Raw genomic sequence first — 13371 nt, 5'->3', positions numbered from 1 at the left:
GCACTGCCGACTGAATAACACATCCCCGTCAATACGGTTCTTGCTGCACGCTTACTGAACACCCGCATCAGTTGTTCTGAGGGGGTAGGGACTGCCTCATCCCTGCGGGGCAGGGAAGGCAGTGGCCGGGTTACAGAAGCCAGGCGTGCACCATCTTTAAGGTTAAAGTCAGGAATAACATTAAAGATTTCTTTGCTTCTTGCCAGAAAGCCTTCAATAGTTCCTCCTGGCTGTCGTTCGTAAATCAGTGTGAATGTCTCGGGAGTACATGTTCCACCGGTAAGTTTCCAGCCTTCTAGCGCGACCGGTGATGGTTTTCGAAGGTCCGCGCAGGCTTTCAGAAAATCACTGATTACAGGTTGTGATGCCCATGGATGCGGGAGTTCTGGCGGTGGATCGGGCTTTTTAAACTGCAATCTTGCCCGTGCAGCTATCTCCTCGGGCGTCGGTACGACATCCGGCTCTGGCTGAGTCATCCAGAATACAGTGCCTGCGCTGGCTGCTACTAAAAAAAGTACGGCAGGCAGTGTGAATTTGCTGCGATTGCCGACAGTAAGTTTGCAACGGCGGAGATCTGCTGATGATAACCGGGTAATAATACTTTCCCAGTTATCAGGATGTTCCAGAGGAGATACGACCTGCCATTTTTCGGGGGGCTCTTCGTTCATCGTCAGAAAAAGACTGACCTTTTGAGCAACATCAGCATCATTTCCTGACAGATCAGCCATAACGGCAGGCTGGCCATTAATGGAGGCAAGGAATAAAAGCTCCTTATCGCTGTACCGGAAGACGCCGTATCCATTTCTCACCCATGAGCAGAAAGCCAGAGCAAGGGAAAAATAATGATTGCGCTCCGGCCTGGCCAGTATTCCTGTGCCGGTAATGCGGCTGATCTTCCCACGGGAACTTCTGCTGCCTACAGTCACTTTCAGAGAGGTAAGCCGTCTGGATTTTACATGGGGCTTGTGTTTCTGATGAGAAGGGACTCGCTGTTTTTTTACGACAGGACTCCATTTAAGACAGGCTGCCCACACGCGATGATTTACTTTAGGATCTGCGAGAAGTACAACCGGGTTGATATCTTCATCAGCCATTGTTGCCTCCTGACGGGAAAGTCGGGGTAATGATGATTACAAGCGTGCTGCGTTCATTTTTCCCGGTTTGTGAACCACCAAATAATGGATTTGCTGGCGTAAACGTACCGGCTTTACTTGTCGTCGTATTGTTCTGATCGAAACCAGTAACGACAAGTGATTGCCCTTCTTTCAGATTGACCTTCTGGCTCAGTGAACGCAGTTTGGTATACGGCATTTCGATGTAACTGTTTCCGTCTTTTGACGTAAAGCTACGGATTGTTGGGGGATCTGACAGATTAAAATTCATCTGCAACTGGAGATTGCCCGTTTTCTGAATTAAAGGCAGCAGGGTCATATTGAATCCGGTGGTGATCATGCCCGGCGTTAATGTTGTTGTTGCTCCTACATCCGTAGTCGTTGTTGTTGCTGACTGGGCGACGTAAACCGTCTGATCTGCCATCTGGATAGGTACCGGCGTCAGGTTTGTGACAGTGCTTTCTTGTGAAGTCACAACACTGACATCGCCCTGTTCACTCAGCGCTTTAATCAGAAGACTGGAACCGCTGAATTTGGCGGCATTCCCTGTTGCCGTATCCAGAATTGATACGCCTGCAGATGTAGCGCCTGTAAAATCTCCGCTTGCATTGTTCAACGTTGCTCCGGCGGAATGTAGCGATTTATAAACAAGGTTCCAGTCCAGACCGAACTGTTCGTTTCTGGTATTGCTGACGCTCAGAACCTGTACGTTCAGGGCTACCTGGCGGTTCATAATACTGTTTTGTTCGTCCACATATCGTGCGACGGCTTCCTGGACAGCTGGAGTATCAGTGACAGTCAGCGTTGAGCTCGATGCAGATAACCAGTAACGGCCTTTTTCTGGTGTCAGCATTGCTTCAATAGTTTTCCGGATGTCTTCATACAGATCGTATTCCTGACCAACGGTTGTGCTCTGAGAGGACGTTGCATCACCGGATGCTGAGTTATCCTGGCCTCCTGTTGCCCCCATTGTGCTTGTTGAGCCAGAGCTGACACTGGAACTGCTGCTGGTTTTGGTGTTCAGCATATGAAGTGGATACGTTCTGGTTTCAGTCAGATAGAATACAATCCGACCATTATCCATGCGCCAGTACAGACCACTCCGGCTGGCCATCAGATCCAGAAGACCATTGATATCTCCCTGCCACATGAGGTTATTCAGCGTTAATGGCTGAGTGGAGGTAGTCATTGTTGTGCTGCCCAGGCTGCTTAACGGTAGACGCCCATTTTCATCTGGTGCTGGTAGTGTTCCTGTCATCTGGCGGGTAGCGCCTCCTTCAAGAGTTGAATTGGCTGCGTCAGGCGTGATGATCACAGGGATGCCGCATACGGCAGTAATACGTTGCCCCAGTTCCTGCAGAGTGATCTCTCCTTTTCTTGCCTGCGTGATGTAGCAGGCCGGAGCTGTTTGTTTTTTCTCTCTTGATACCTGAGCGACCGGAACAGGGTTTATCCATTGATTATCGAGCCAGGTAAGAGCCTGCGATTTACGGGCCGAAAGGGCTGATACCTTTTCCCGTGCATGTGCTGAGTCTTCCTGTGCTTTTTTCTGCATTTTGTTGATTTCGCTGAAAGTACATCCGGAGATGGAAAGAGCGACGGCGATCATGCAGGGGAGCACCGCCAGCTTCATTGAACGCTGGTGTGATTTTTTCATGAATATATCCAGATTAGTTAACGTAGACGACAGAACCAGCAGTAATGCCTGCCGGGGGTGTCAGACCGGTTGCAGTTCCTGATAGCCAGGTGAGTTGCCCGTTTTGGAAGATCCCTATTAGTGCAGAACCACGACTTTTTGAACGCAAAGTTTCAACAAGACCTGGTTGTTCAGGCATCCATACCCACAGACGCCCCTGTTGTAACTGATGTTTAATTCGGGAGTCCGGAGTGACAGGGAGAGCCAGTTTATCTGAGGAAATTACTCCGTCCTGCTGGCCTGATACGTATCTGATATCATTGATTCTGTTAGCAATCATCAGTATCTGACTTGCCCATACAGACGCACTTGCATATTGCTGGGCGTTTGTGGTTTCAGACATCTTCTGATTCTGGTAGCTACCAGTGATAATCAGAATGGTCAGGCCGACGGCCATGACCAGCCATCCCATTAGCGACCATCCCTTGTATCAGAAACTGTAATGATGCACTGCATGCGAGAAGCCTGTGCGTATAAAGGTTTTTGCGCAGTCCGATATAACTCAAATACCTGCTCCATGGCTGATTCAAATGATCCCCGGAACATTAAAGGCGCATCCAGACGGTAATCGGTTACAGAAAGTGGCCATATGACCATCCAGTGCGTTGATGCCATGCTTTCGCATTTTGTTTCTTCTGCCCACTTGATAATGTTCTCTCTTAATGTGGTGCCTGCCGGCGCACGCCACTCTTTACCCTGAGATACCGGTTTAACAGGCGTTCCGGTCATGAGCGGGATAGACTTGACTGTGGAGCCGGTTGGAGTCGGGGTGGCGGCGGGGGTTGACGAAGATACGCTGTTTCCTCTGAATGGATTTCGTGGTTTGTTCTGGCTATTTGCTGTTGTTGGAGATTCAGGGGAAGTGGATGTGGTTACCATGGCTGCTGGCGAGATAGTGGTTGCCGTGTCCTGTGCCGGTGCAGCAGCTGATGTTGTGACGGTCAACGTTTTATTATCCCAGTCCAGATGGCCCCATAGGTGTTGTTCTTCCAGCAACCGATTCAGAGAACGGGTCCACTGATCATTGGCAGACCATGAAACCAGTTTGGTATTCAGCTTGGGCGTGGCTGCATTCTCTTGTCTGAATTTCCATCCTTCCGGTAGTAATGTTTTTATCCACTGACTGACGGTCCGGTTACGGGCCGTCGGCGATAGTGTTACAGGGGCGCTACCAGGCTTGCCTGTAATGATTAACCGGGAGAAATTCTGACTTATTGTTGGTGAAGGTAACGGTCGGGATTCGCTGACTGGATGTGCTGTTTTTACTGTCTCTGGCACGCTGACTCTCGGGGGGGGAGTTATTTTAGGTGGAGAAAGACGTTGTTGCGTAAGTGCCAGAACGCCAGCACTCTCACTGATTTGTCCGTCAACAAAAACCAGAGCAGGCGTATCTGATGGTGCCACGTTATTGCTGCCGGAAATTCCGGCACAGCCGGACAATAATGACGGCAGTATAAGTGTCAGATAGTTTTTTTTCATAACGGAGACTCCGTGTTCGTATATACGTGTTTGTTAATTGGTGTGAGGCGGCTGGAGAGGACGAATGACGACTGTCATTCCGTCCGAATGCAAATGCGGGAGAGACCACTGAAATAAGAGATATACAAAAGGAATTGATAATCTTTCATACAGACTTGTTTTCCGTGGGCATGTAATAACAGAGAAATTCAAACCATAAGATTCCAGTCTCTTTATAAGTTTATTTATTCTTGCAGGAGTAAAGAGATGTGAATGCATAACAATGGTTTCATCATTATTAATTGCTTTTGATATCAGAGAAAGTAACACATCCCAGTGTTTCCTCATTGACTCCGGGCAACGTGTATCGGCATAGGGGCTAAGATGTATGCTTGATTCTTTACTGCCATTTTTTTTCGCAAAGAATGTGAAGTTGTATTTAGATACAGACCTTACGATAAGAAGCACGCATCTGAAAAGTAGTGGGGAAAAGCAGATAATAACCACTATACAGAAATATAATATATAAGATAGTGATATGTGGTCAGTGTATAGATAACGGAAGTATTGCCACGGGGTAGTGATGTACAGGCAAAACGTACACCAAAGTAACCATAGATATAATGGTACGTTATTATTTTTCATGTTAGTTGATGCCGGCGACTAAGATAACAGAGTAAGGGGGATTAACTGTTTAATTCTTTGGAACGAAAAAATGCAGTTCCTGAACATCACACACCATTATTTCCACAGGCTTACCATTTTTATCCAGTAAATTTGAATTGGTTTCAAAAGATTTGCAGTTGTTTTTACTTTTAAATGAATCAAGGTACAGGGTGTTAATGTCAGATTCGTCATCTGTTGTTTCTCTTGAAATAATACTGTTTTCTATCACCACATTTTCATGTATCTCATTTGGCATTTTGTACTGTTGCAAATATTGTTGGCGGCGGATGCGTGCCTGTTCACTGCTTTCTATGAACACCACCGTGATGATTGCCCCGTACATGATAATCAGGAAAACCCAGAAATCTTTTGGTATCTTCCAAAAAAGTGCGGACAGTTTGTTATCTGATGAAATTAAAATCGGAAAAAGGATTGCAAAGACAATCAAAATCGCGATGGTTAATTTAAATAAAAACGACATGGTCCCCTCCTGTTTTGACGAGGTCTTTTGTTTTTGTTGTTTTTACGACAGCCAGTCCTGCAGGTGCTGATGGCGGGAGCGGCTACCCTTGCGCCAGCGGCAGTGGCTACCGGGTGCACGTTCCAGGCGGAACAGAAATCGGTTGTTGCATAGTACCACCACAAGGCAGTTATCCGGCGTGCAGAAGCGTCGGGCAAGCTCATCGGGATCTGTCTGTGTTTTCGTTGAAAACAGCTTGCGTTTGCAGTGCGTGTCGACGACCAGTACCTGTAGTCGTCCGGGATGTTGCTGTGGCATCAAAGACTCCTTTCGGAACGGGAAAAGAAGCAGCTGTACCGTCGTAACTGCACGTACCGGTTGCGAAAAAACGGCACAAGCGAGTAGTGACAGAAAGAATCCCGGGAACGGCAGAAAGGGTGGTACAGGCTGCGAAGACGGGTCACGGGGTGTGTCGGGAATTAACGCACGTGAGGCGTAATGAGAGCGAAGCTCTTTTTGCCAGGGTCATCTACGTTGATTTTCATGTATGTTTTCCTGTCGGAAATCGTGGTGCTCTTATAACTGTTATTCCCTGTTTCCAGAATCGTTTTTCAGGGTCAGAATGACAATACCACAGCGGGGATTTATGTGAGGCACTTTCCACTGAGATAAGATTCTGCTGACGATGAGGATGCGGAACATGACGCTATTCATGGCGGATTCCCTTCGTTCCGCTGTTACATCCAGCCCTTTTCGGCGCAGAGAGCAAATCAGCTTTTGTGTCCTGGCTTCAGTCAGAAGATGGGATTTCATGTAGATACGTTTCTTCTGGCGTAATAAGGGGGGCAGCTTTTCGAGTAATTGCTTGAAGTGTTTTTTTATCGCCTTCTTTGAGGAAGTATCTGCGAGTGCGCTCAGGAAAACACATACTGTGTGATTGTCAGACATGTCTTTGGTTTTAAAACTATTTTTCCTAAATATTATTCTAAGCAGAATGAAAAACGGACGGACTAACAGCGGGAGAGCTATCATCCCCAATATCTCTACTAGCGTCCATATGTTCATCTGGTACAAGCCATCCTTGCAGAGCAAAATCGCTATAATGCACCAGACGCTATATATAGCTAATGGAATACGATATTGGAGTTTCATGTATTGCTCTTCCTCAGTGTAATGTGATAGTCGTCTGCTCCTGTGTTGCACCCCAGACATCTTCTGGCAGGCTGGGCAGCCCGATAAATAAGGTGTGAAAGAGGGTTTCTCTGCGTTCGATCCCGAATTGATGTTCGTATCCTCTCACCACCTGAAATCCTTCGTCGGAGAATATTAACTCTGCCGCTTCCAGAAGCTGCATAGTTTTGCGGTGTAGTGGAGTGATCAGCTGCAACGTAACTGGTGCCCTCATATCGCCTGTCGGTAGAAAACACTCTTCGGTGCGACTTAGTTGTAGCAGATGACGTTTCCCGGAACAGGCCCGTTCAATGGATTCATTGAACACCCTCTCAGGCCATGGGCAGACATATGTGCGCCAGCCTGCTTTCTGTAATTTACCCAGTGCAGCCCGAAAACGAAACAACGGACATTCCCCGACAGTGGCAGAGCTGAGAAAGAGCGTATTCAGCGTTCCGATGATGGGAATATTGCGATCTTTTTCGGTCAATGCTTTTAACGCCATGATTTCGCCAGGGAGACTACGGAACTCAGGATGTCTGCTGGCACCAGAAAGCCATTCAAGCAGGTAATGCCGTAATCCGGTTTCACTGGTTATATTGTGGTTTTCCTGTGCCGTTTTCAGGGCATTCAGTGCACACCAGAGCAACTGGCGCACGGGATGTTCTGTCGTGGTCATGCGAATGTCCTACTGTGAGATGAAAAGAAGACCGGTATCCGTTCTCTCCGCCACACGTGATGGCACGGGCCGGCCTTTGATAAAACGAATCAATACTCTGGGGTGAAGCCTTTTATTTCTTTCGCCATTAAGAAATACACGGTTCCATCAAAAGACAGGGGGAGTCCATGGTGGGGATGGCTTCGTGCAGGCTTCACTCCGGAATATTCTCTTGAATTGAAAAAAGCCCGGCCCGAAGGCCGGGAAATACTGGCTATGGGATGTTTACAAGGCGCTCCATAAAGCCGTGATGTTCGGCATTTGATACCAGTTCCAGGAGCAGGGATATCCTCGACTCAGGCTGGAGAGTATTTTCCATTCTGAGGAGATACTGATATTGTGCTTTTGTCAGCCATATGCTGGAAGCCGCATTCAGCTCTTCCCTGGCTCCCGGATTTAGCACAGGGTCCGGGTAAATCTTCATTAATCCATCAACAATATCTTTATTGACGGGTTTTATTTCACCGCCAAACTTCACGAAATCAATGAAGGCGCTATGTCGACGTAATGCTGATACTGGGTGAATGTCAAAATTAGCCAGAATAAAAAAGTACCCTGGAAAAATAGCGAATATTCTTTCACGGTAACAGCACCTGGAGTCTGCCCGTCTTATCTTTCTTGTTATTAATGGAGTCCATGGTACGACGTTTTGCTCATTCAGCCATGAGAATAAAGATTCTCTGTTTTTGCCGGCTGTATTATATTGCGCAAGATACCAGTTCCGGTTATTCAGGTGTTCTATATTCACGAAGTTCAACGCTCCGCGCAAAACCGATCCATGATGGACGATTTTGCGATGTCAGGCGAATATGCTAAATCATATGTCTGAAGCAGTGTCCAGCCCATATCTGGATAAACTGCAGTTCTGACAGGCATATAACCAGCAGACTCTAGTACGTTCTGTATCGGTGATTTGGCGAACTCACAGATAAAGAACGGCTAAGCACTAATATCAGCAATACAGTGGCACAGTATTGTGATACGCGAAATAAAACATCAGCACGTCAGTTCAGAGTAAGGTCGCCATATATCGGGCATGAGCCAGATACAAATAACTGGGACACCGTCTGAAGTGATTTGCTTTATTAAAGTAACTTGTGCTTGGTGTTTATGTTTATCAATTTGGGATCGCCTGTAAAGTGCAAAATGCAATTTCCATGAAAGTGTCCCCTTTAATGGGGACACCTGTTCACATTTTTTCGTTTTCTTTAGCTGTATTGCTAATCATGAAAACGAAAGTTCGCATCAGCACAGCAGAGCGAAGTGCATCATATCCTTCCAGATTTAAATTCTTCAGGCTTCGCTTCAGGTAGGTTCGTACCGTTTCGGGAGAAAGCCGACAGTTCTGAGCAATGGCGTCGTAAGGAACACCCATTGCGTAAAAAACGCAGACTTTAAGCTGGTTTGTTGATAGCTCGGGAAACATGCCTTCCAACAGAGTGATGGCCGGGAGTTTCTGTATCAGTTGAGGTGACATAGCAAAGGTCTCCGATGACAACTAAAAACGCTATCACCGAGTTCCTACGCTCATTGGTGATAGCCCAGACGGGGGTAGGAATACCGGCGTCATCGGAAACCGGCCAGGCTAATGCCTGCCCCGCCTGAGCTACCATAGATGACGACAAGAAATACAAGTTCCTGTCTTTATGGTATGGCAAAAAACGACGCCAAATGAAGAAATTAACTTCTGCGCCGACGATGACTACGCGGGTTCCTACGCCCGATCACAGTTTTGCCTGTGACCAGTAAAGGGTACTTAGTATAACGCACCGAGTCAACTAACAGCTTAAAAAACATACAAAAAAGCGTCAAAACTTAACGCTCCGCGCCGAAGCGATCCAGGCATGATGCTTCTGCTTTGTGGCGTTCGAACATGCTGGTCCATATGCACGAAACGGTGTCTGACCCTCGTCCAGACAATCCGCAGTTCTGACGAACATATGAACAAATATGCTCTTGTAGAGGCTGTTGTTACACAATTGGCGGGTTGTGTAACAAATGGTTTTATCATCTAAGAATCATTCTATTTACGATCGAATGATCTACAAAATGATTTTTTAAAGGTTATTTAGATCGTTTAATTGCATTAAAACAGAATATTATTCTGTTGGGTAGATCGGTTGTAAGATAAATGATCGTGAGTAGGACAAAAGTCGATCTTTTAATCCAAAAGAAAGATCTAAAGCAGAAAAATCTGCTTTTAAAAATAGATTTTATTTTTTTGACGCAGGTCAAGATTAACTTATTAGAGGTATCAGTGAGGAGGCACTGGAAGAGAAGAGATCGTTGTAATGCTTTTCAAATTAACGTAAAGCGGGTATATTTCGGCTGTTATTAGCTGTGCAGAGGGTGGCACTCTGTGGAGCAAAGCGGCGAAAGCCGGACGGCAGAATGCGCCATAAGGCATTCAGGAGAGATGGCATGTACGGGCAGTAAGTCAGAAGACTGAAGATGTTCCGGAAGCCATAAAAGGAAAACCCCCACTATCTTTCTTACGAACTTGGCGGAACGACGAAAGATAGTGGGGGCCTCACAGAATACGGGTAAAGTATAATGAAACCGTACCAGAGATTCAACCCTGTGCAGTGTATAAATACACGGCACAATCGCTCCGCCATAAGCGACAGCTTGTGGCAGGTCTGAAGAATACTCCATATAACGCAGTACACTGGAGTCAGTTAGCACCCGAAGAGCAGATCCGTTTCTGGGAAGACTATGAAGCGGGAAGGGCGACCACTTTCCTGGTTGAACCGGAAAGGAAGCGCACGAAGCGTCGTCGTGGTGAGCACTCCACCAAACCCAAATGCGAAAATCCGTCCTGGTATCGTCCTGAGCGCTATAAGGCGCTGAGCGGGCAGCTCGGGCACGCCTACAACCGTCTGGTGAAAAAGGACCCGGTGACCGGCGAGCAGAGCCTGCGCATGCACATGTCTCTGCATCCTTTTTACGTGCAGAAACGAACGTATGCCGGTCGCAAATATGCTTTCCGTCCGGAAAAACAACGCCTCCTCGATGCCGTCTGGCCGGTTCTGGTCAGCTTCAGTGATGCGGGCACACATACCGTAGGCATGAGTGTTTCCCGTCTGGCCAGAGAAATCAGCCCGAAAGACAGCAAGGGGAAGGTTATTCCGGAACTGGAAGTGACGGTCTCCCGCCTTTCCCGTTTGCTGGCCGAACAGGTACGTTTTGGTGTGCTGGGTGTTTCAGAGGAAACCCTGTGGGACCGTGAAACCCGCCAGCGTCTGCCACGTTACGTCTGGATAACACCGGCAGGCTGGCAGATGCTGGGCGTCGACATGGTAAAACTTCACGAACAGCAGCAGAAACGACTGCGTGAAAGTGAAATCCGCCAGCAGCTCATTCGGGAAGGTGTTCTGCGTGAGGATGAAGATATCTCCGTACATGCGGCCAGAAAACGCTGGTATCTGCAGCGCAGTCAGGATGCGCTGAAACACCGTCGTGCGAAAGCAGCAGCCAGTAAGCGCGCCAGACGCCTGAAGAAACTGCCTGCCGACCAGCAGATTCATGAGATGGCAGAGTATCTCAGGAAGCGTCTGCCTCCGGATGAAGCCTATTTTTGTTCCGATGACCATCTGAAGCGAATGGCCATCAGGGAGTTGCGTCAGCTTGAACTGACGCTGGCTGCCCCGCCACCGCACTAGACAGCACCATTCCCTCAGCACTGAATCATCACCAGCCCCTCCGGGGCTTTCGGCGCTGGTTCCGCTCAGCCCAAAATCCGCAGTAATCACCTTAAATCCCCTCAGAGGGGCATATCTGCCCATAAAACCACGCATCAGTCATCAGAACATGGCCACGTTGTTTCAGTTATCCACATAAATCCGCAAACAAAGAACTTTAAGAAGCTGCAAACCTGAAACAGCAAACCTGCAATATAGTCTTAACCCCATTATTTAATCCCCTGCGTTGCTTCGCCGCAGGGAAAATCTTTATCTCTGAGACCACTGTGAACAAATACAAAGAGGCCTTCGCTTGCAGCGGCCAAGGCCGCGCCGCTCAGAATCTAAAAGCACCTCCCACGCTGACGCGCGGGCCCCGAACCTCACCGTTCTGAAACCACAACAAAAAGACATCAGGAATAAAAACACCACACAAACGCAGCACCGTGCCCACCCCTCATAACTGAAAAGCGAGGCCGCCCCCGCCCAAAGGGCGGGAACAACATCGCTTTTAATTATGAATGTTGTAACTACATTATCATCGCTGTCAGTCTTCTGGCTGGATGTTCTCAGTACACGCTCGTAAGCGGCCCTGACGGCCCGCTAACGCGGAGATACGCCCCGACTTCGGGTAAACCCTCGTCGGGACCACTCCGACCGCGCACAGAAACTCTCTCATGGCTGAAAGCGGGTATGGCTTAGCAGGGCTGGGGATGGGTAAGGTGAAATCTATCAATCAGTACCGGCTGACGCCGGGCTTCGGCGGTTTTACTCCGGTATCACATGTAACCACAGCGTGCCGCCTTCCATGCCGCTGGCGCGGCATATCCTGGTGACGATATCTGAATCGTTATATACTGTGTATATACGTAGTAATGACGAGGTGATAAATGGCACAGGTTAATATGAGTTTAAGAATCGACGCTGAACTGAAGGATGCTTTTATGGCCGCTGCAAAAAGCATGGACCGTAATGGCTCTCAGTTAATTCGGGATTTTATGCGCCAGACCGTTGAACGGCAGCATAATACCTGGTTCCGTGACCAGGTTGAGGCAGGACGTCAGCAACTCGAGCGCGGCGATGTGCTTCCCCATGACATGGTCGAATCTTCCGCTGCTGCATGGCGGGATGAAATGAGCAGGAAGGTTGCCGGTAAATGATGGAGATATTCTGGACCATGCTGGCCAGCCAGGACAGGAAGCGCATTCGTAAGTACATTGCGGAGCAGAACCTGATGGCCGCCATTGAACTGGACGAACGGATTGGTTATTCAGCCAGCAGCCTGGCCGGGCAGCCGTATAAAGGCCGCAACGGTCGTGTGGAAGGTACCCGGGAACTGGTTATTCACCCGCATTTTGTTCTGGTTTATGAGGTCGACAGCCAGTGGGGAAAAGTGTATATCCTGCGCGTGTTGCATACTGCACAGAAGTGGCCATAGAGGGGCTGTCCGGATATAAGGAAAGGAGATGCAATAACCATGAATAATGATGAGCTGGCCACCAGACGTGCGCAGGCGATTGCCGAAGACAGGTGTTTCTCGAAAGGACGTTTGCGCGATGAATTCAGAATGAAACCAGCCCCCGGTGCTGAGCCGGTTAAGTGGTATAAAAACACTTATGGTGGCAGGTTCGCTGTATACCGAATTGCAGACTGTGTTCCGATGCGTGAGAAATGCCCTCTGACGAGTAAACAACAGCTGGCTGGCCAGCGACTTTCCGTTTTATCCAGACTTAACAGCACCAGTGGCCGGATGGCACGGCAGGCATATGACTGGCTGAGTCTGGCACCGCTCTTTCTGGATACTGAAACGACAGGACTGGATAATACCGCGGAAGCCCTGGAAATCGGCCTGACCGATGCGGCCGGTCAGGTGGTATTTGAAACCAGGCTGAAGCCCACGGTCGCCATCGGGGCGCAGGCCGCCGCTGTGCATGGTATCAGCGAGCAGGCTCTCTGCGGCGCACCATCATGGACAGATGTGGCGCGGCAACTGCGTCATGCAATCGGGGACCGACCAGTAATTATCTTTAATGCCCGGTTCGACATCCGCATTCTGAAACAGACTGCTGCCGCACATAGCGATCCGGCTGACTGGCTGGAAGAACTGACGGTATATTGTGCGATGGAGCTGGCTGCAGGATATTATGGGGCCACCAACCGCTATGGCACGATTTCACTGGCCTGTGCTGCCAGTCAGGCCGGACTGACCTGGGAAGGGCAGGCACACTCAGCGATCGCCGACGCACGGATGACGGCAGGGGTGGTAAACGCTATTGCTGCATATCATCTGGAACTGCTGCAGGAACAGGCACGGCTGAAAATCTGACCGCCTGGCCTGTATACCGCAATCATTTACGTTATCCAGACGTAAATCCGCCGCTTGTTGCTGTCAGCATGTTAATGCTAATGTA

The 13371-nt window shown here is 48.6% G+C and carries 17 protein-coding genes; 5 read left to right on the top strand and 12 right to left on the bottom strand.

Translation table 11 applies throughout. The features are described from left to right. The 12 genes from pilO2 to HEN33_RS27085 all read right to left on the bottom strand — a co-directional run. The coding region (gene pilO2 / locus HEN33_RS09445) for a type 4b pilus protein PilO2 (RefSeq protein ID WP_183083425.1) at positions 1 to 1094 on the bottom strand (1094 nt) is incomplete at its 3' end. Next, positions 1087 to 2769, bottom strand: a complete 1683-nt coding sequence (gene pilN / locus HEN33_RS09440; RefSeq protein ID WP_000748143.1) for a PilN family type IVB pilus formation outer membrane protein — start codon at positions 2767 to 2769, stop codon at positions 1087 to 1089. The genes pilN and pilO2, both read right to left, overlap by 8 nt. A 13-nt stretch (positions 2770 to 2782) precedes the next feature. After that, positions 2783 to 3220 carry a type IV pilus biogenesis protein PilM gene (gene pilM, locus HEN33_RS09435; RefSeq protein ID WP_000539807.1) on the bottom strand — a complete coding sequence of 146 codons (438 nt, stop codon included), beginning with the start codon at positions 3218 to 3220 and terminating at the stop codon, positions 2783 to 2785. Beyond that, entirely contained in the window at positions 3220 to 4287 is a 1068-nt protein-coding gene (pilL, locus tag HEN33_RS09430; protein WP_000742600.1) for a type IV pilus biogenesis lipoprotein PilL, read from the bottom strand. Before pilL ends, pilM begins: the two co-directional genes overlap by 1 nt. Before the next feature lie 33 nt (positions 4288 to 4320). Then, on the bottom strand, positions 4321 to 4911 hold the full coding sequence (locus tag HEN33_RS26950) for a hypothetical protein (protein WP_001334619.1): 591 nt from the start codon (positions 4909 to 4911) through the stop codon (positions 4321 to 4323). Positions 4912 to 4960: 49 nt separating this feature from the next. Then, complete coding sequence (locus HEN33_RS09425; RefSeq protein ID WP_000008892.1) at positions 4961 to 5413, bottom strand: hypothetical protein; 453 nt, start codon at positions 5411 to 5413, stop codon at positions 4961 to 4963. A 42-nt stretch (positions 5414 to 5455) separates the two neighbouring features. Next, positions 5456 to 5710, bottom strand: a complete 255-nt coding sequence (locus tag HEN33_RS09420; RefSeq protein WP_001136192.1) for a PilI type IV pilus biogenesis protein — start codon at positions 5708 to 5710, stop codon at positions 5456 to 5458. Between the two features lie 267 nt (positions 5711 to 5977). After that, positions 5978 to 6544, bottom strand: coding sequence for a protein TraD (traD, locus tag HEN33_RS09415; protein ID WP_000776428.1), 567 nt, complete (start codon positions 6542 to 6544; stop codon positions 5978 to 5980). A gap of 13 nt (positions 6545 to 6557) precedes the next feature. Continuing rightward, positions 6558 to 7241: a conjugal transfer protein TraC gene (locus HEN33_RS09410; protein WP_000213857.1), complete on the bottom strand. Its 684-nt coding sequence runs from the start codon at positions 7239 to 7241 to the stop codon at positions 6558 to 6560. A 253-nt stretch (positions 7242 to 7494) separates the two neighbouring features. Next, positions 7495 to 8028 carry a transcription termination/antitermination NusG family protein gene (locus tag HEN33_RS09405; RefSeq protein ID WP_001303319.1) on the bottom strand — a complete coding sequence of 178 codons (534 nt, stop codon included), beginning with the start codon at positions 8026 to 8028 and terminating at the stop codon, positions 7495 to 7497. 441 nt (positions 8029 to 8469) lie between these two features. After that, on the bottom strand, positions 8470 to 8757 hold the full coding sequence (locus HEN33_RS09400) for a helix-turn-helix transcriptional regulator (RefSeq protein ID WP_000074849.1): 288 nt from the start codon (positions 8755 to 8757) through the stop codon (positions 8470 to 8472). Then, on the bottom strand, positions 8675 to 8938 hold the full coding sequence (locus HEN33_RS27085; RefSeq protein ID WP_001324596.1) for an ash family protein: 264 nt from the start codon (positions 8936 to 8938) through the stop codon (positions 8675 to 8677). Before HEN33_RS27085 ends, HEN33_RS09400 begins: the two co-directional genes overlap by 83 nt. Before the next feature lie 972 nt (positions 8939 to 9910). Here HEN33_RS27085 and repA point away from each other — a divergent pair. From repA to HEN33_RS09370, 5 genes are all read left to right on the top strand, one after another. Beyond that, a complete protein-coding gene (gene repA / locus HEN33_RS09390) occupies positions 9911 to 10942 on the top strand; it encodes a plasmid replication initiator RepA (protein ID WP_000907873.1) in 1032 nt (343 codons plus the stop codon). Between the two features lie 695 nt (positions 10943 to 11637). After that, positions 11638 to 11796 (top strand): hypothetical protein, encoded by a 159-nt coding sequence (locus HEN33_RS09385; RefSeq protein ID WP_000841008.1) that lies wholly within the window; start codon positions 11638 to 11640, stop codon positions 11794 to 11796. 54 nt (positions 11797 to 11850) lie between these two features. Next, positions 11851 to 12120 carry a type II toxin-antitoxin system antitoxin YacA gene (yacA, locus tag HEN33_RS09380; RefSeq protein ID WP_000079941.1) on the top strand — a complete coding sequence of 90 codons (270 nt, stop codon included), beginning with the start codon at positions 11851 to 11853 and terminating at the stop codon, positions 12118 to 12120. Further along, positions 12120 to 12398 (top strand): type II toxin-antitoxin system toxin YacB, encoded by a 279-nt coding sequence (gene yacB, locus HEN33_RS09375; protein WP_244442846.1) that lies wholly within the window; start codon positions 12120 to 12122, stop codon positions 12396 to 12398. Before yacA ends, yacB begins: the two co-directional genes overlap by 1 nt. A gap of 39 nt (positions 12399 to 12437) precedes the next feature. Next, entirely contained in the window at positions 12438 to 13286 is an 849-nt protein-coding gene (locus tag HEN33_RS09370; protein WP_001057991.1) for a 3'-5' exonuclease, read from the top strand. The last annotated feature ends 85 nt before the right edge of the window (positions 13287 to 13371 follow it).

Origin of the sequence: Escherichia sp. 94.0001 (assembly GCF_013369155.2) — a bacterium.
Classification (GTDB): Bacteria; Pseudomonadota; Gammaproteobacteria; order Enterobacterales; family Enterobacteriaceae; genus Escherichia; species Escherichia coli_F.
This window is presented reverse-complemented; position numbering and strand designations above follow the sequence as displayed.